This window comes from Massilia sp. 05N420, assembly GCF_056397205.1.
In genome coordinates this window covers 141182-156883 of the sequence record NZ_JBFTMX010000004.1, presented here as the reverse complement: position 1 = coordinate 156883, position 15702 = coordinate 141182, and the positions used below count along the sequence as shown (strand labels likewise).

Below are 15702 nucleotides of genomic sequence, written 5' to 3'. Positions count from 1 at the left end.
TTCATCAATTCTGGGTCGGCGATGCCGGCCGGTATTCGGGCTGCTGGGCGGGCTGCTGGGCCGGAGACTGGGCCGGCTGCACCGGGCGGTACTGCGGCTGCTGGGACTGCCCAGGCCGGACCGGCTGGTTGGTGCCCGGACCGGTGGCGGCGCCCGGCCGCGGCGCAACCGGCGCCGGCGGCGGCATCGTGGCCATCGCACCGCCCGCGGGCGGCTGGCCATTGGTTAATGGAGGCAGCATCGGCGCACCGAGGTTGCGCAGCAGGACCGAATCGTCGACCGGCTGGCTGGCCTCGCCGGTGGCACGCATCAGCTCATAACGGTCCATCGAGACGCTGGTGTTCTGTTCCTTGCTGCGCACCACCACGGGACGCAGGAAAACCATCAGGTTGCGTTTGACGCGGCTGCGCGTCTGGTACTTGAACAGGTTGCCGATGATCGGCAGGTCGCCCAGGCCACGCACCTTTTCGACGTTGTGGCCTTCGTCATCCGAGATCAGGCCACCGAGTACGATGATCTGGCCATCGTCGGCCAGCACGTTGCTTTCGATCGCGCGGACGGTGGTGATGATGCCGCCCGAGTTGGTCGGAACCGAATTGTCGATCCCCGAATTCTCGTGGTAGATCGAGAGCTTGATCGTACCGCCTTCGGAAATCTGCGGGCGCACCTTCAGCAGCAGGCCCACGTCCTTGCGGTCGACCGTCTGGAACGGATTGCTGGCCCCGCTCGCACCGGTCGTGAACGAACCGGTGATGATCGGGATGTTCTGGCCGACCTTGATCGTTGCCAGCTCGTTATCCAGCGTGATCATGTTCGGCGTGGACAAGATATTGGCGTTGCCGTCGCTTTCAAGGGCGCTGGCGATCGCGCCCAGGCCCAGCTTGCCGTTGATCTGGCGGAAGATACCGACCGACAGGCCGCTCAGCGACGGCAGGCTGCTGCTGGTGCCGCCGGTAGTGCCGGTGCCGCCCAGGCCGCCGGCCGCGGCCGCCGCCAGGTTGATGATGTTGTTGGACTGGCCGCTGTTGAAGGACTGCAGGCCACCCACGCGGTACCTGCTGGTGTTGTCGCCGGACAGGCCGACCCACTGCACGCCGAACTCGGACGCCTTGTTCGAGGTGATCTCGACCACCAGCGCCTCGATGTAGACCTGGGCGCGGCGCACGTCGAGCTGGTCGATGACGGCGCGCAGGTTGCGGTAGACCGCGTCAGGCGCGGTGATGATCAGGCTGTTGGTCGAGGCGTCGGCCTGGATGAAGCCGGAGCCCTGGCCGCCGCCGCCGCCGGCCGCCGTGGCCTGGCCCTGCTGGGCGAAGGTATTGCCGGTGCCGCCCATGCCGACGCTGCTCTGCTGGCCCTGCTGGCCGCCGAGCCCGCCGGCGCCACCGGTGCCGCCGGCGCCGGCGGACTGGATCGAACCGCCCGAGGTGCCCTGCTGCTGCACCGGCACCGCCGAGGCATCCTGCGACACCACCGCGCGCAGGGTCTGCGCGACCTTGCTGGCGTCGGCGTTCTTCAGGTAGACGACGTGGATGTTGCCGAGTTCGGCAGTCGGCTGGTCGAGCTTGGCGATCAGGCTTTTCGCCATGTTCGCGCGCGCCGCCGAGGGCGCACGGACGATCACCGCGTTGGTGCGCGGATCGGCCAGCACGGTGACGCGGCCGGCGTCGCCGCCCGGACTCGGCTCCATCAGGCGCGTGACCAGGGTCGCGACGTCGCTGGCGATGCCGTTGCGGATCGGCACCACGTCGAGGTCGCCGGTGGACGGCGCGTCGAGCGCGGCGATGATCTTCGACAGGCGGCGCAGGTTGTCGGCGTAGTCGGTGATGACCAGGCTGTTGTTGCCCGGATCGGCCATGATCGAGTTGTTCGGCGAGATCAGCGGGCGCAGCACGGCCGTCAGGTTGGCCGCCGATTCGTGCTGCAGGCGGTAGACCTGGGTCGCGATCTGGTCGCCGCGCGCCTTCGAGCCGCCGACCCCGACCTGGGTCGGCGAGGACTGCAGCTTGGCTTCGGCTTCCGGCACCACCTTCGCGTAGCCGTCGCCGGTGACGACCGCATAGCCCTGCAGGCGCAGCGCCGATGTCAGCAGGGCGAAGGCCTGGGCCTTGCTCAGGGTGCGCTCCGACACCAGGGTCAGCGTACCCTTGACGCGCGGGTCGATGATGAAGGTCATGCCGGTGTAGTGCCCGACCGCCTTGATCACCGACTCCATGTCGGCGTTGACGAAGTTGAGCGCGGCGCCGCCGCCTTCCTGGGCAAAGGCGGGCGCGGGCGCAACGGCCGTCACGACGGCGCAGCACAGCATGGCGCCGGCGACGATGCGGCGCAGGGCCGGAAGTTGCAGGGTGCTACGGTGGGTGTTTTTCATTATCTGAACTCTAATGCGATTATGTTCTTGCCGTTCACCATTCGGCGCTGGCCCAGCAGGTTGAGCAGGTTGCCCAGCGAGTCTTCGTATCCTTCGGCCGCTTGCGCCTGGCCCGAGAATCGCAGCCGGCCGTTTTCCAGCGTACCACTACCAGAGAGCAAAAGCGCGCCGCGCACGGTACGCAGGGACAAGTCCGCCCGCTGTCCGCGCCAGTCCATCGCCAGCTCGTAGCTGCCGAGCGGCTTTACCGGACTCATGCGCGACCCCATATCGGTCAGCGACAGCACGGTCCGTCCCTGCACGGCCACCGCCTGGCCCTGGCGTGCGATGTCCAGCAGATTCCACGACAGCCTGATCACGCCCGACGGCGCCAGCGTGTTCAGCGGCGCGCCCAGCCCGGCCAGGCCCTCGGCCGGCAGCAGCAGTTCGCCGGCGCTGACCTGCCATTGCGACCAGCTGCCGCTGATCCTGACCGGCTGCGCCAGCGCCTTGTCGTTTGCCAGTTCCATGCTGACCTGGCCGAACAGCACCAGCGGCGACAGCCGCCAGCTGAACCGGCCCGGCAGCAGCGGCGTCACCGCCCCGCCCTCGCCCGGGGCGCCGCCCACGAAGGCCGAGCCGCGCCACAGCGTACCCTGCGCATCCCCCAGAGTCAAACGTCCGCCCGTCTGGCGCTCGACCATCGGTCCCAGCCACGCCGCCGGCAGGAACACGAGGATCGTGACGGCGACCGCGAGCACGCTCAGCCCGATCCACAGCAGCGCCTGCCTCATTGAGCGTTGCCGGTGTTCTGGCGCAGCGTCAGGCTGGCATCGACCTGGCCGGCCGCCGGCAAGGCGGTCACGACGGCGTCCTGCACCAGCACGCGGTTGCTGCGGCGCTGTTCGTCGAGCCAGCTTGCCAGGTTGGCGAACGACACGTTATTCAGTTGCAGCTTGATGTACTCGCCCGTCATCGACAGCGATTGCGGCGTCAGGCTGCGTCCGCTGAGGCTGGTGCTGACGGTCTCGCGGGTGAGCGGCGCCACCTGGATCGCCGGCGCCTGCGCCAGCTTGGTCGCTTCCTGGGCCATGACCTGCAGTTCGGCGGCCTGCTGGCGCAGTTGCGGCAGGCTGCGGTTCAGCAGGGCGCGGCCCTCGACGGCCGGGTCGACCAGGATCAGGTAGAGCAGCGCCAGCAGCACGACGGCGCCGCCGACGCCCAGGAAGCGCCGTTCCTGTTCGGTGCGCGAAAGCCAGAGCGCGGTGGCGCGCTCGCGGTATTGGGCGATGGTGGTGGCGAAACTCATTGCTTGACTCCTGTGCTGCGGATCACCCAGCTGCCCGGTGCGGTCTCGTCGAGACTCATGTTGCGGGCGGCCAGGGCGCTGCGCAACTGGCCCGTCAAACCGGGGTCGACGGTTTCGGGTTTGACTTTCACCGACAGCGCGCGTTCGCGGTATTCGATTGACGCAATGCCGGGCTGACGCGCGAGAGACCGCGTCGCTTCGCCGAGGGCCGATGCCATCCAGGTGAATTCGTCGGGCGCGACGTCGCCGGTGCTGGCGCGGGCGCGCGCGATGTTCTGGCGCATCTGGGCCACCGGATCGAGGATCGTGGTCTCGTTCGGATACACCGAGCGGAAAGTCTGGGTCATCGACTGGCGTACGGTCTCGGCTTCGCGCTTCAGGCGCAGCCATTCGATGTTCAGGCCGATCAGGTTGACCGCCAGCGCCAGCAAGGCCAGGCGGATCGGCCAGCGCCAGCGGCGCCAGTCGCGCGGCTGGCTGCCGGCGGCGCCGAGGCCGCTCACCAGGTCGAGCGCGGTGCTCTTCGAGCCGGCGATCCAGTGCGCCCAGTCGTCGGTTTCGAGGGCGATGCCGGGACCGGCTTCCGAAGCAAGGGCCTGGTATTCGCCCAGCTGGCCGGCCGGCACGTAGAGCACCAGCGGGGCGTCGCCGCTGAAGGCGCGCGCGGTCTGCAGCACCACTGCCGGGACGGCGTCGAGCGCCAGGCCGAAGCCCTGGAACAGGCCCTGGCGCAGGGTCAGTTCGGCGCCCTGGATGGCAGCCGAGACGCTGCCCGGCTGCAGCGGCAGGCAGAGCTGGGCCGGCACGGCGGCGACCGAGCGCGCGCCCTGGGCCAGCAGGCTGCGCACGATGGCTTCCAGCCAGTCGCGGTCGACCACGGCGATCGGACGGGTCTCGTCCGGCTGCTGGGGCGCGGCCACCAGCACGTGGTCGGCCGGATCGCCCAGGATGTGTTCTTCGACCAGGCCGGGCAGCGCCGCCTTCAGGCGCGCGCCGGTCAGCGGCGGGGCCTGGACCGACAGCAGGCTGACATCGGTGCCGGCCAGCAGCAGCACGACCCGGTTACCACCGACCAAGTCGCCGAGGTTGCGCAGCGGGCCTTCGCCCTGCTGCTCGATGACGCCGCCGTCGTTCACGAGGGCGAAGCGGCTCAGCGCATGTTCGCCTTCCGCGCGGGCGGGATGCCGGATATACAGTGTAGTCAATCTGTCTCTCTTTCTTTCAGAGCGCCGCTCTTGTCTTAGTATTGGCGGATCCACACCACTTGCGCGCCGCCACCGGCAATCAGGGTCGGAAAGCGATGGATCAGCGCCTCGGCGTCCAGGGCAGCACGGTCGAGGCGGATGCGGCTGTCTACCAGGAACCAGTCGCTCTTGACGCTCGCAGCACCCGGCGTGATCGGCCTGCTCTCTCCAATTTCTGACGAAAAATAATTAATGTCTCGCCAGGCTGCGCGCTGCCGCCGTACGACCAGCGAATTCGCTTCCGACACCGACATGTTCGGCACCAGGGATGCCAGCACTTCCGCCGGCGCCGTGTTGACGTTCACCGGCGTCACGTCCGGCAGCACGATCACGAAGGGCCGCAGGCGCTCGACCATGGCCGGCGTGAAGCCCGGCACCGTCAGCAAATCATCTACCGCCAGGAACTTCATCGGCGAGCCGGCCACGCTGCTGCGCGACGCGCGCGCCAGGTTGCCGGTCGGCGGATTGGCGGTGCCGCCCGTACCGCCCGCCGCGCCGCTTGCCACGCCCTGTCCGATGTTCCCGCCCTCGCCGCTGGTCCCGCCGGTCGGTGTGCCGCCGGTCGGTGTCCCGCCCTCTGGCGTGGCCGCCTCCAGCGGCTGGCCGGCGGCGACGAAGGCGGCGACCCGCGCCGCCAGCTGCTGGTCCATCTGCAGGTTGCGCAGCAGGCGGCCGAAGATCTCCATCTGGCCGGCGTCCACCTGACCCTTGTCGGCAAGGTTGCGCAGATTGTAACGCGAGCATGCGTCGATAATGTTGCCCGACAGCGTAGCATCGAAATTTTCGCCTTGGACCCGCTCGCGTTCGATGTACTGGTCGAGCCGGGTTTCGGCCAGCGGCGTGGCCCAGACGTGGTCGAGCGCGGTGTAGTCACGGTGGTCGAGGCCGTCCTGGAACAGCACCAGGCTGGCCCAGTCGAGGGCGCCGCGCAGGATCCACTTGGTCTGCAGGGTCAGGCGCTGGTTTTCCATCGAGCGTACCTGCACCTGCTGCTGCCAGAACAGGCTGGCGACGATCGAGATCGCCAGCGTGGTCAGCAGCAGCGCGGTGATCACGGCGACGCCGCGTTCACGCATGCCCCCGATTCGTGGCCGTCTCATGGTTCCCCCAGCAGGAAAGACTTGGTCATCGGTACATCCTGGCCCTGCACCTGCAGCGCCACCTGCAGCCCGGTCGGCGGCAGCGGCACGGTATTCGGGTCCTGCTGTGCCGGCGGCGTACCGTTGGCGGCGGCGGCGGCGGCCGCCGCGCCGCCGGTGGTGGCCGCGCTGGTCGACTGGCGCCAGGCGTGGTTCTCCCAGGTCAGCACCTGCATCCCGGTGACGCCGGCCTGCAGCGCGACGGCGCCGCTGGTGTCGGTGTCGCTGATCGCGGCCTGCCACATGCCGTCGAGCTGGGCCAGGTCGCGCACGGCGGCGGTCTCGCGCCGTATCAGGCTGCCGTTGATGACGCGGTAGGCCACCACCTGCAGGCGCGAGGGCTGGTTCTCGGTGAACACCTCGCGCACCATCGTGAAACGGTCGGTCCCGGTCAGCAGGTAGGGACGGCGGTCGAGCACGTCGCGTCCGGCGATGTGCTCGCAGTCGCTCTGCATCTGGGCGAAGGCCAGCTGCATGCCGCGCGTGGACTCCATCTGGTTGGTCAGCGCCACGCGCGCGCGGATGATGCCGTCCAGCCCGCGCCAGCCGAGCACCGCGACGATGGCGAGGATGCTGATCGCCACTAGCAGTTCGACCAGGGTGAAGCCGCGTCGGCGCATGAATTTCACGGACCCGGGTTTCATAGTAGACGCGGCCTTAGGACAAGTTGGACCAGCTTGACGATGCGCCGGTTCGGATTGTCGATGTCGAATACCGAGACTTCGACGCGGCGCAAACGCGGGTTCGGGCTGGCGAACACTTCTTCCTGGCAGACCAGGTGCAAATCGCCCTGCGGGCAGTCGAAACCGCGCTTGCCGATTTCCGGGAATTCCTTGCCCAGGCGGATCTGCACGAGGCGGTTCTCGGCCGACCAGGTCGCCATCAGCGAGGAGCGCAGGCCGCTGCTGTTGGCGGTCAGGCTGCCCACCGCGCGCAGGCCGGCGCCGAGCGCGGTGCCGACGATGACCAGCGCCACCAGCACTTCGAGCAGGGTGAAACCGTGGGAGGGGGACGTTTTCATGCTTCTCATTCGACCGTGAAGTGGCCGACGCCGTCGGCGCGGATCGCGACCCGGTTGCCGCCGCTGGCCAGCACCAGCACGAAGGGCTTGTCGACCGGCTCGCGGCCGAAGGTGATGCGCAGCGGATTGACGGTGCCGGCGCTGGCCGGATCGAGCAGCAGGGTGATCGGGGCGTTCTTGAAATCGCGCTCGCGCAGCAGGTCGTCGCCGCCGCCGATCGGTTCCCAGCGCGTCTCGTTGCGGACCAGGAAGTGGTAGCGCTCGGGCGTGGCTTCGAAGGTGACCGGGCGGTTGCGCACGATCGCCTCGTCGCGCGCCAGCTGCAGCAGCAGGGTCAGGCGCTGGGCCTCGGCCTGCAGGTCCTGGCGCGGGCTGGGGATCGCGTTGAGCGAGGCCAGTCCCAGCGTGATGCCGATGATGACCATCACGACCATGATCTCCACGAGCGTGAAGCCACGGACCGCCATCCCGGCGCGTGCGCGCGCGTGCTTAGGCATCGGGCTTGATCTCCTCAGGCTGCTGGCCCGGCGATTTATCGGATGAGCTTATAGACCGGGCCCGTTTATCAGCTTGACTTATTTGTCCCAGGAGCCGACGTCGGCATCCTCGCCGGTGCCGCCCGGCTGGCCGTCGGCGCCCAGCGAGAACACGTCGACTTCCCCATGCAGGCCCGGCGACAGGTACTGGTAGTTATTGCCCCACGGGTCTTTCGGCAGCTTCTCGACATAGCCGCCCTCTTTCCAGCCGTTCGCGGCCGGGCCGGTGGTGGGCTTCTGGACCAGGGCCTGCAGGCCCTGCTCGGTGGTCGGATAGCGCTGGTTGTCCAGCTTGTACAGCTTGAGCGCCTGCATGATGGTAGCGATGTCGGTCTTGGCGGCGGTCACGCGCGCCTCGCCGGTACGGCCCAGCAGCTTGGGCACGACCAGCATGCCGAGGATGCCGATGATGACCACGACGACCATGATCTCGACGAGGGTGAAGCCGCCCTGGCGGCGCCGCTGCGACATGCGATGCGTAATGTTCTGCATAGAATATTGTTGGATGGTAGTCGGAAGAACCGATCTAGTATAAGGCCGAATGCGCATAGCTCCGCATTCGGAAGACTTTCCAATTGTAAGCCAGGAGCAAGGGCACTGCACTGCTTGTCAGTGTGCCCATCCCCTCTATTATTGGAACGATCAGGCGCGTCCGTCGCACACCGGACAGCCGGGATTGCGCCCCACCTGCACCTCGGTCCACTCCATGCCGCGGCCGTCCAGCATCAGCAGGCGCCCGGTCAGCGGCCGCCCGCAGCCGGCCAGCAGCTTGAGGGCCTCGGCCGCCTGCACCGCGCCGATCACGCCGACCAGCGGCGCGAACACGCCCATGGTGCTGCAGGCCACGTCTTCGAAGCGGCTGTCCTCGGGGAACAGGCAGGCATAGCAGGGAGACGCCGGGTCGCGCACGTCGAATACCGAGACCTGGCCGTCGAAGCGGATCACGGCGCCGGCCACCAGCGGCACGCCGGCCTGCACGCAGGCGCGGTTGACGGCCTGGCGGGTGGCGAAGTTGTCGCTGCAGTCGAGCACGAGGTCGCTGGCGGCCACCAGTTCGCGCAGGCGCTCGCCTTGCACGCGCTCGCGCAGGGCCGTTACTTCGATCTCGGGATTGATCTGCATCAATGCTTCGCGACCGGACTCGACCTTGGGCCGGCCGATCCGCGCCGTCGTGTGCATGATCTGGCGCTGCAGGTTGGTCAGATCGACCTCGTCGTCGTCGACCAGGGTGATGTGGCCAACGCCGCTGGCCGCCAGGTAGAGCGCGGCCGGCGAACCGAGGCCGCCGGCGCCGACGATCAGGACGCGCGCATCCAGCACCCGCTGCTGGCCTTCGATGCCGACCTCGTCGAGCAGGATATGGCGCGAATAGCGCAGCAGCTGGCGGTCGTCCATTACTTCCCGGTCACTTCTTCGTGCCCTTCACCTCGGGCGGCTTCTGCTCGGTGCCCGGCAGTGCGGCCGGCGCCGGGGCGTCGTCCGCCGGGTCGGCCTTGGCCAGCTTGACCGGCAGGCCCTTGAAGTGCTTGATGGCCTGGGCCAGCTGGAAGTCGTCCTTGCCGCCGAATTCGGGCGGGGCGGCACTCTTCAGCATGGCCAGGGTGCGCTGCTCTTCCTCCAGCTCGTCACGCTTGGCGCTGACCGAGCCGTTCTTGCCCACGGCTTTCGCATCGCCCTCGTTCGACAGGTGACGGTCGAGGTCGGCTTCGCGCACGCGCAGCGCGTTCAGGCCGTCGCCCTCCGCGGTCTCGTCGACCTTGAGGTCGGGGACGATGCCGCGCGCCTGGATCGAGCGGCCCTTCGGCGTGTAGTAGCGCGCCGTGGTGAGCTTGACCGCGGTGTTCTCGGTCAGCTGGCGCAGGGTCTGCACCGAGCCCTTGCCGAAGGTCTGGCTGCCCATCACGATGGCGCGCCTGTAGTCCTGCAGGGCGCCGGCCACGATCTCGGACGCCGAGGCCGAGCCGGTGTTCACCAGCACCACCATCGGCACCGTCTTCAGCGCCGCCGGCAGCTTCGCCAGCGGGTCGCTGCCCGGCTTGGCGTAGAAATCGCGGCGGCCGTAGAAGGTGGCGTTCGATTCCGGCAATTGCCCCTTGGTGGAGACGATCACCTCGTTCTGCGGCAGGAAGGCGGCCGACACGCCGATCGCGCTCGGCAGCAGGCCGCCCGGATCGTTCCTCAGGTCCAGCACCAGGCCCTTGATGTTCGGGTTCTGGGCATACAGGCCCCTGACCTTCTCGACCAGCTCGTCGACGGTCTCTTCCTGGAACTGGCTGATCCGCAGCCAGGCATAGCCCGGCTCGACCAGTTTGGCCTTGACGCTCGCCACGCGGATCTCTTCGCGCTCGACCGGCACCACCCAGGGCGTGTCGGCGCCGCGCCGGGCGATGGTCAGCATCACCTTGCTGTGCGGTTCGCCGCGCATGCGCGAGATCGCCTCGTCCAGGGTCAGGCCCTTGACCGGCACGTTGTCGATGCGGGTGATCAGGTCGCCGGCCTTGATGCCGGCCTTGAAGGCGGGGGTGTCCTCGATCGGCGAGACGATCTTCACGTAGCCGTCTTCCATCGCCACCTCGACGCCGACGCCGACGAACTTGCCGGCCACCGTTTCGCGCATCTCGGCGAAATCCTTCTCGTCGAGGTAGACCGAGTGCGGGTCAAGCGAGGCGACCATGCCGGCGATGGCGTCGGACAGCAGCTTCTTGTCCGCCACCGGCTCCACGTAGTCGCTCTTGATCAGGCCATAGACGTCGGCCAGCTGGCGCAGCTCATCCAGCGGCAGGGGCGCTGCGATACCTGACGGCGCGCCCTTCTGCGCCAGCGCCGAGAACTGGACCGAGGCCGCGATGCCGGCCACCATGCCGATGCCGACCAGACCGAGGTTCTTGAGTTTCTTGCCCATTCCTGTTCCCTAGAATTTGACCCAGCCGGCCGGATCGATCGGTTTGCCCAGATGCCTGAGTTCGAAGTATAGACCCGATTCTCCGTTACCGCCGGTGCTGCCTGCGCTCGCAATCACCTCGCCGGCCTTGACCGAATCGCCGACGTGCTTCAGCAGGGTTTCGTTGAAACCGTAGATCGACAGGTATTCGCCGCCGTGGTTGACGATGATCATATTGCCCCAGCCGCGCATCCATTGCGCGTGCACGACCCGGCCCGGGCCGATGGCGCGCACGTCGGTGCCTTCCGGCGCCTTGATGAACATGCCACGCCACACCGGGCCGTCGGCGCGCTTGGCGCCGAAGCGGGCCGCGATGGTGCCGGAGATCGGCGCGCTCAGGCGGCCGCGCAGGCTCTCGAAGGTGCCGCTCGGCAGGTCGGCGGCCAGCGCGGTGTCGGCCGAGCGCGGCGCCGGCTTCGTTTCGGCCGGCTCTTCGGCCACCTGCGGCTCTTCCTTGACCGGCGCCGGCGGTTTATACGGCTTGCCGTGCTTGGCCGCTTCGCGCGCCAGGCGCTCGCGTTCGGCCTGTTGTTCTTTGGCACGCGCCAGTGCGCGCGCCTTCGCTTCGGCCGCGGCCTTGGCGCGCGCGGCGGCCAACTCCTGCTGGCGCTTGCGCTCGGCGGCGGCGGCGAGTTCCTGTTCGTGGATCAGGCGGGTCAGGCGGTCGACCAGGCCGCTCATGCGCTGTTCGTCCTGCTCCAGCTTGGTCGCCTGCTTGCGCTGGGCCACCAGCTTGCTCGACAGGTTCGACAGCAGGCCGGCGCGCTTGGCCTTTTCCTTTTCCAGCAGCGCCTTCTGGTCGCGCTGCTCCTGGGCGATTTCTTCGAGCTCGTCCTTGGCGTTCTGGGTCTCGGCATGGTTGGCCTCGACCGCCGCCAGGTTCTCGCGCAGCGAGGTCAGCAGCCTGGCCTGGGCCTGTGACACATAGGCCATCATCTGCAGGTCGCGGTTGATGCGGTTCGGGTTATCGCCCGACAGCAGCAGCTTGATGCGGTCTTCGTTACCGGCGATATAGTGCTCGCGCAGCATCTTGGACAGCTGCCGCTTCTGCGCGGCGATGGTCTGCGCCAGGCGCTCCTGCTGGGCAGCCAGGTCTTGCAGCTTGGTATTGGTCGCAGCCTGTTCGCCGGCCAGTTCGCGCAGCGAACGGTTGGCGTCCGAGATCGCTTCTTCCGATTCGGCCAGTTCGTCGGCCGCGTCGTCCTTTTCGCTCTCGGTGCGGCTGATGTCCTTCCTCAGCGCATTCAGTTTCTGCTGGATGCCGGCGCGCTGGGCCTCGGCTTGCGCCTTCTCCTTGCTGCGCACGGTCTGGCGCGGAGCGGCCTGGGCCGTCACTATGGACAGCGCACAGGCCAGCAGGCCGCACAGCAGCGCACTGCCGGCGGACTTCAATGCAGGAAATTGCAAGGTTACTTTGCCTTACCTTGGTTGGCCACGGCAGCCATGGCGGCCGCGATCGCTTCCTGGTCGCCCAGGTAGTAATGGCGGATCGGCTTCAGGTTCTCGTCCAGCTCGTACACCAGCGGGGTGCCGTTCGGGATGTTGAGGCCGACGATGTCGGTGTCGCTGATGTTGTCGAGCATCTTGATCACGGCGCGCAGGCTGTTGCCGTGGGCCGAGATCAGGATCTTCTTGCCGGCGCGGATGGCCGGCGCGATCTCTTCATCCCAGGCCGGCATCACGCGTGCGACGGTGTCCTTCAGGCATTCGGTCAGCGGGATCTGTGCCTTGTCCAGGCCGGCGTAGCGCGGATCGTTGAACGAGGTGCGCGGATCCGTGTCTTCCAGCGCCGGCGGCGGGGTATCGTAGCTGCGGCGCCAGACCAGCACCTGCTCGTCGCCGAACTTGGCGGCGGTCTCGCCCTTGTCCAGACCCTGCAGGGCGCCGTAGTGGCGCTCGTTCAGGCGCCAGTCGTTCTTGACCGGCAGCCACATCATGTCCATCTCGTCCATGGCCAGCCACAGCGTGCGGATGGCGCGTTTCAGGACCGAGGTATAGGCCAGGTCGAAGGTGAAGCCGGCTTCGCGCAGCATGCGGCCGGCGGTCTTGGCTTCCTTGACGCCCTTCTCGGTCAGGTCGACATCGGTCCAGCCGGTGAAGCGGTTTTCCAGGTTCCACGTGGATTCGCCGTGGCGCATGAATACGATTTTGTACATAGGCTCTTCAGATAAAAAAATTGGCGGGAAATATCGATCCAGCTTCTATTTTATAATGCGACGATTCAATTCAGTTCAACCGACGGAAACTTCGTGAAATTCATCCTTGACCATATCTTCGTTGTTGCGATCGCCGTGATTTCCGGCGCTGCCCTGTTGTGGCCCGCGATCGCTCCGCGCGGCCGCCGCGCCACCCACCTGCAAGCGACCCAGATGATGAACCGTGGCAAAGCCACGGCCGTGATCGACGTGCGCAGCAGCGAGGAGTTCGCCGCAGGCCACTTGCGCGACGCAAAAAACATTCCGCTGGCAGACTTGGCCAATCGCATCGGCGAGTTGGACAAGTCGAAAACCAAGACCGTGATCGTGGTCTGCCAGAGCGGCGCCCGTGCCGACAAGGCGGCGCGCCAGCTCAAGGCGGCCGGCTTCGAAGACGTCTACAGCCTGGATGGCGGCATCGCGGCCTGGACGGCTGCCGGCCTGCCCGTGACCAAATAACTGTTCGAAAGGATTACCGATGACTGCACATGTCGTTCTCTACCACACCGCGGCCTGCCCCTATTGCGTGCGCGCCGAGCGCCTGCTGGAAGCCAAGGGCGTGACCGACATCGAGCGCATCCGCGTCGACCTCGACCCGGAACAGCGCGCCATCATGATGCAACGCACCGGCCGCCGCACCGTGCCGCAGATCTACGTCGGCGACACCCACGTCGGCGGCTTCGACGACCTGTACGCGCTCGACCAGGCCGGCCGCCTGGATCCGCTGCTGAAGGGCGAGGCAGCCTGAACCCGAGCCTGAAACGCACTTGACGGCGGGGCGCCGGCAACGCTATTGAATCCGAGTTGGTTTTGATACAATTGCCGACGCCTTGACACTCAAGCACGGGCGAGACTTGCCCTTTACATAATTAACGAAAGCGTTCCATGGCTGACGAAAACCTGCAACCCGTGTTCCAAATCCAGCGTATCTACCTGAAAGATATGTCGCTGGAACAACCGAATTCCCCGGCGATCTTCCTCGAGCAGGAAGCGCCGACCATCGAGGTCTCGCTGGACGTCGGCGCCGAAGGGATCGCCGATGGCATCTACGAATCGACCGTGACCATCACCGTGACCGCCAAGGTCAAGGACAAGGTCGCCTTCCTGGTCGAGGGCAAGCAGGCCGGCATCTTCGAAGCCCGCAACATCCCGGCTGACCAGATGGATCCGCTGCTGGGCATCGGCTGCCCGAACATCATCTATCCTTACCTGCGTAGCAACATCGCCGATTTCATCACCCGTGCCGGCTTCCCGCCCGTGCACCTGGCTGAAATCAACTTCGAAGTGTTCTACCAGCAGCGCCGCCAGGCGCTGGCCGAACAGGCTGCCGCGGCTGGCACCCCGGCTGGCAACCAGTAATACCTCCCGGGCTTCCGGCTTTGCCTGCACCAGGCGAAGCCGGGAGCTTGTTGTTCCCGTCCTGCCTTTTGGCGCGTGTCGTTTTCCCAAAGGCCTGTCATGCTCTGCGTCCGTTTCCCTTACCGTGTCATCGCAGGCAGCATCCTGATGCTGGCGTCCTGTGCGGCCGCGGCATTCGACTTCAAGACGGTGGGCGCGCATTCCGTGATCCTGTACGACGCCCCGTCCATCAAGGGCGGCAAGCTGTTCATCGCCCCGAGCGGCATGCCGGTCGAGGTCATGATCAGTTATGGCGACTGGGTCAAGGTGCGCGACGCCGCCGGCGATCTCGCCTGGACCGAAGCGCGCGGCCTGTCCGCCAGACGCAATGTGATCGTGCGCGTGGCTTCCGCCCGCGTCCGCGCCGCACCGGAAGACAATGCCCCCGTCGTGATGACGGCCGATAAGAACGTCCTGCTCGAACTGGTCGATCCGGAAGCCGGCCCGTGGGTGCGCGTGCGCCACCGCGACGGCATCGCCGGCTACGTCAGGGCGTCCGACGTCTGGGGAATCTGACCCTGCCCACCACATGCACGAAACCAAACAATCCCAACCCATCACTGTCCTCGGCGCCGGCGCCTGGGGCACGGCGGTCGCGATCGCGCTGGCCGCCCGTCATGACGTCCTGCTGTGGGGCCGCAACCCCGAGCAGATGGCCGCCACCGAAGCGGCGCGCGACAACCTCGCTTACCTGCCCGGCCATCCGCTGCCGCCGTCGCTGCGCGTGTCCGCCGATTTCGAGGCGGCGCTGGCCCACGTGACCGAAGCCGCCCCCGGCACCACGCCGCTGCTGATCGCGGCCTGCCCGGTGGCCGGCCTGCGCCCGCTGCTCGAACAGCTCAAGGGCCGCAACATCCCGAACGTCGTCTGGCTGTGCAAGGGTTTCGAATACGGCACCGGCCTGTTGCCGCACCAGGTGGTGCGCGAAGTGCTGGGTGACAGCGTGCCCGGCGCGGCCCTGTCCGGCCCGTCGTTTGCCCAGGAAGTGGCGCGCGGCCTGCCTTGCGGACTGACGGTGGCGTCCAGCTCGGCCGAGCTGCGCGAACGCGTGGTCTCCCTGGTGCACGGCGGCAGCGTGCGCGTGTACGCCTGCGACGACATGGTTGGCGTGGAAGTGGGCGGCGCGGTGAAGAACATCCTGGCCATCGCCACCGGCGCGGCCGACGGCCTGGGCCTGGGCCTGAACGCGCGCGCGGCCCTGATCACGCGCGGGCTGGCCGAGATCACCCGCCTCGGCATCACCCTCGGCGCCCAGCCGGCCACCTTCATGGGCCTGACCGGCATGGGCGACCTGATCCTGACCTGCACCGGCGACCTCTCGCGCAACCGCCGCGTCGGCCTGGCGCTGGCCCAGGGCAAGCAGCTCGACGCCATCGTCAAGGAACTCGGCCACGTGGCCGAAGGCGTGCCCTGCGCCAAGGCCGTGCGCGAACTGGCGGCGAAGCTCGGCGTGGACATGCCGATCACCAATGCGGTGGCCGGCGTGCTGTTCGATGGCGCCTCGGTGCAGGAAACCGTGGATCAGTTGCTGGCGCGCGATCCGCGCAACGAGTTGGCTTGATTGGTATG

At 67.5% G+C, this 15702-nt stretch carries 18 protein-coding genes; 5 read left to right on the top strand and 13 right to left on the bottom strand.

Annotated features, from left to right (window positions below):
• Positions 1-4: 4 nt before the first annotated feature.
• The 13 genes from gspD to gpmA all read right to left on the bottom strand — a co-directional run bounded on the left by gspD (position 5) and on the right by gpmA (position 12696).
• Entirely contained in the window at positions 5-2371 is a 2367-nt protein-coding gene (gene gspD, locus AC1DIX_RS03850) for a type II secretion system secretin GspD (RefSeq protein ID WP_477252387.1), read from the bottom strand.
• A complete protein-coding gene (gene gspN / locus AC1DIX_RS03845) occupies positions 2371-3144 on the bottom strand; it encodes a type II secretion system protein N (RefSeq protein ID WP_442122988.1) in 774 nt (257 codons plus the stop codon). The genes gspD and gspN overlap by 1 nt, the downstream gene beginning before the upstream one ends.
• On the bottom strand, positions 3141-3659 hold the full coding sequence (gspM, locus tag AC1DIX_RS03840; RefSeq protein WP_442122987.1) for a type II secretion system protein GspM: 519 nt from the start codon (positions 3657-3659) through the stop codon (positions 3141-3143). Before gspM ends, gspN begins: the two co-directional genes overlap by 4 nt.
• On the bottom strand, positions 3656-4864 hold the full coding sequence (gene gspL / locus AC1DIX_RS03835) for a type II secretion system protein GspL (RefSeq protein ID WP_477322126.1): 1209 nt from the start codon (positions 4862-4864) through the stop codon (positions 3656-3658). The genes gspM and gspL overlap by 4 nt, the downstream gene beginning before the upstream one ends.
• A 35-nt stretch (positions 4865-4899) precedes the next feature.
• Complete coding sequence (gene gspK / locus AC1DIX_RS03830) at positions 4900-5979, bottom strand: type II secretion system minor pseudopilin GspK (protein WP_477322124.1); 1080 nt, start codon at positions 5977-5979, stop codon at positions 4900-4902.
• Between the two features lie 20 nt (positions 5980-5999).
• Positions 6000-6662, bottom strand: a complete 663-nt coding sequence (locus tag AC1DIX_RS03825; RefSeq protein WP_477322152.1) for a PulJ/GspJ family protein — start codon at positions 6660-6662, stop codon at positions 6000-6002.
• 20 nt (positions 6663-6682) lie between these two features.
• Complete coding sequence (gene gspI / locus AC1DIX_RS03820) at positions 6683-7063, bottom strand: type II secretion system minor pseudopilin GspI (protein WP_477322122.1); 381 nt, start codon at positions 7061-7063, stop codon at positions 6683-6685.
• A 5-nt stretch (positions 7064-7068) separates the two neighbouring features.
• Complete coding sequence (locus tag AC1DIX_RS03815) at positions 7069-7560, bottom strand: GspH/FimT family pseudopilin (RefSeq protein ID WP_477322120.1); 492 nt, start codon at positions 7558-7560, stop codon at positions 7069-7071.
• 78 nt (positions 7561-7638) lie between these two features.
• Positions 7639-8091, bottom strand: a complete 453-nt coding sequence (gspG, locus tag AC1DIX_RS03810) for a type II secretion system major pseudopilin GspG (RefSeq protein WP_442122981.1) — start codon at positions 8089-8091, stop codon at positions 7639-7641.
• A 150-nt stretch (positions 8092-8241) separates the two neighbouring features.
• Positions 8242-8994: a HesA/MoeB/ThiF family protein gene (locus tag AC1DIX_RS03805; protein ID WP_477322118.1), complete on the bottom strand. Its 753-nt coding sequence runs from the start codon at positions 8992-8994 to the stop codon at positions 8242-8244.
• 10 nt (positions 8995-9004) lie between these two features.
• Entirely contained in the window at positions 9005-10501 is a 1497-nt protein-coding gene (locus tag AC1DIX_RS03800; protein ID WP_442122979.1) for a S41 family peptidase, read from the bottom strand.
• Between the two features lie 9 nt (positions 10502-10510).
• Complete coding sequence (locus AC1DIX_RS03795) at positions 10511-11947, bottom strand: murein hydrolase activator EnvC family protein (protein ID WP_477322116.1); 1437 nt, start codon at positions 11945-11947, stop codon at positions 10511-10513.
• A gap of 2 nt (positions 11948-11949) precedes the next feature.
• On the bottom strand, positions 11950-12696 hold the full coding sequence (gene gpmA, locus AC1DIX_RS03790; RefSeq protein WP_442122977.1) for a 2,3-diphosphoglycerate-dependent phosphoglycerate mutase: 747 nt from the start codon (positions 12694-12696) through the stop codon (positions 11950-11952).
• Between the two features lie 93 nt (positions 12697-12789).
• Here gpmA and AC1DIX_RS03785 point away from each other — a divergent pair, with 93 nt between their 5' ends.
• The 5 genes from AC1DIX_RS03785 (at position 12790) to AC1DIX_RS03765 (ending at position 15694) form a co-directional block, all read left to right on the top strand.
• Complete coding sequence (locus AC1DIX_RS03785) at positions 12790-13194, top strand: rhodanese-like domain-containing protein (protein ID WP_442122976.1); 405 nt, start codon at positions 12790-12792, stop codon at positions 13192-13194.
• Between the two features lie 19 nt (positions 13195-13213).
• The gene (gene grxC / locus AC1DIX_RS03780; RefSeq protein WP_442122975.1) at positions 13214-13483 is read left to right on the top strand and encodes a glutaredoxin 3; all 270 of its coding nucleotides are present in this window, start codon (positions 13214-13216) and stop codon (positions 13481-13483) included.
• Positions 13484-13620: 137 nt separating this feature from the next.
• Positions 13621-14094 carry a protein-export chaperone SecB gene (gene secB, locus AC1DIX_RS03775; RefSeq protein WP_442122974.1) on the top strand — a complete coding sequence of 158 codons (474 nt, stop codon included), beginning with the start codon at positions 13621-13623 and terminating at the stop codon, positions 14092-14094.
• Positions 14095-14193: 99 nt separating this feature from the next.
• Complete coding sequence (locus AC1DIX_RS03770; protein WP_477322114.1) at positions 14194-14649, top strand: SH3 domain-containing protein; 456 nt, start codon at positions 14194-14196, stop codon at positions 14647-14649.
• 13 nt (positions 14650-14662) lie between these two features.
• Positions 14663-15694 carry an NAD(P)H-dependent glycerol-3-phosphate dehydrogenase gene (locus tag AC1DIX_RS03765; protein ID WP_442122972.1) on the top strand — a complete coding sequence of 344 codons (1032 nt, stop codon included), beginning with the start codon at positions 14663-14665 and terminating at the stop codon, positions 15692-15694.
• The last annotated feature ends 8 nt before the right edge of the window (positions 15695-15702 follow it).

What these genes read in the sequence shown, in the direction of transcription:
- gspD (WP_477252387.1), bottom strand. Translation starts at nt 2,371, where the DNA reads ATGAAAAACACCCACCGTAGCACCCTGCAACTTCCGGCCCTGCGCCGC.
- gspN (WP_442122988.1), bottom strand. Translation starts at nt 3,144, where the DNA reads ATGAGGCAGGCGCTGCTGTGGATCGGGCTGAGCGTGCTCGCGGTCGCC.
- gspM (WP_442122987.1), bottom strand. Translation starts at nt 3,659, where the DNA reads ATGAGTTTCGCCACCACCATCGCCCAATACCGCGAGCGCGCCACCGCG.
- gspK (WP_477322124.1), bottom strand. Translation starts at nt 5,979, where the DNA reads ATGCGTGAACGCGGCGTCGCCGTGATCACCGCGCTGCTGCTGACCACG.
- AC1DIX_RS03825 (WP_477322152.1), bottom strand. Translation starts at nt 6,662, where the DNA reads ATGCGCCGACGCGGCTTCACCCTGGTCGAACTGCTAGTGGCGATCAGC.
- gspI (WP_477322122.1), bottom strand. Translation starts at nt 7,063, where the DNA reads ATGAAAACGTCCCCCTCCCACGGTTTCACCCTGCTCGAAGTGCTGGTG.
- AC1DIX_RS03815 (WP_477322120.1), bottom strand. Translation starts at nt 7,560, where the DNA reads ATGCCTAAGCACGCGCGCGCACGCGCCGGGATGGCGGTCCGTGGCTTC.
- gspG (WP_442122981.1), bottom strand. Translation starts at nt 8,091, where the DNA reads ATGCAGAACATTACGCATCGCATGTCGCAGCGGCGCCGCCAGGGCGGC.
- AC1DIX_RS03805 (WP_477322118.1), bottom strand. Translation starts at nt 8,994, where the DNA reads ATGGACGACCGCCAGCTGCTGCGCTATTCGCGCCATATCCTGCTCGAC.
- AC1DIX_RS03800 (WP_442122979.1), bottom strand. Translation starts at nt 10,501, where the DNA reads ATGGGCAAGAAACTCAAGAACCTCGGTCTGGTCGGCATCGGCATGGTG.
- gpmA (WP_442122977.1), bottom strand. Translation starts at nt 12,696, where the DNA reads ATGTACAAAATCGTATTCATGCGCCACGGCGAATCCACGTGGAACCTG.
- grxC (WP_442122975.1), top strand. Translation starts at nt 13,214, where the DNA reads ATGACTGCACATGTCGTTCTCTACCACACCGCGGCCTGCCCCTATTGC.
- secB (WP_442122974.1), top strand. Translation starts at nt 13,621, where the DNA reads ATGGCTGACGAAAACCTGCAACCCGTGTTCCAAATCCAGCGTATCTAC.
- AC1DIX_RS03770 (WP_477322114.1), top strand. Translation starts at nt 14,194, where the DNA reads ATGCTCTGCGTCCGTTTCCCTTACCGTGTCATCGCAGGCAGCATCCTG.
- AC1DIX_RS03765 (WP_442122972.1), top strand. Translation starts at nt 14,663, where the DNA reads ATGCACGAAACCAAACAATCCCAACCCATCACTGTCCTCGGCGCCGGC.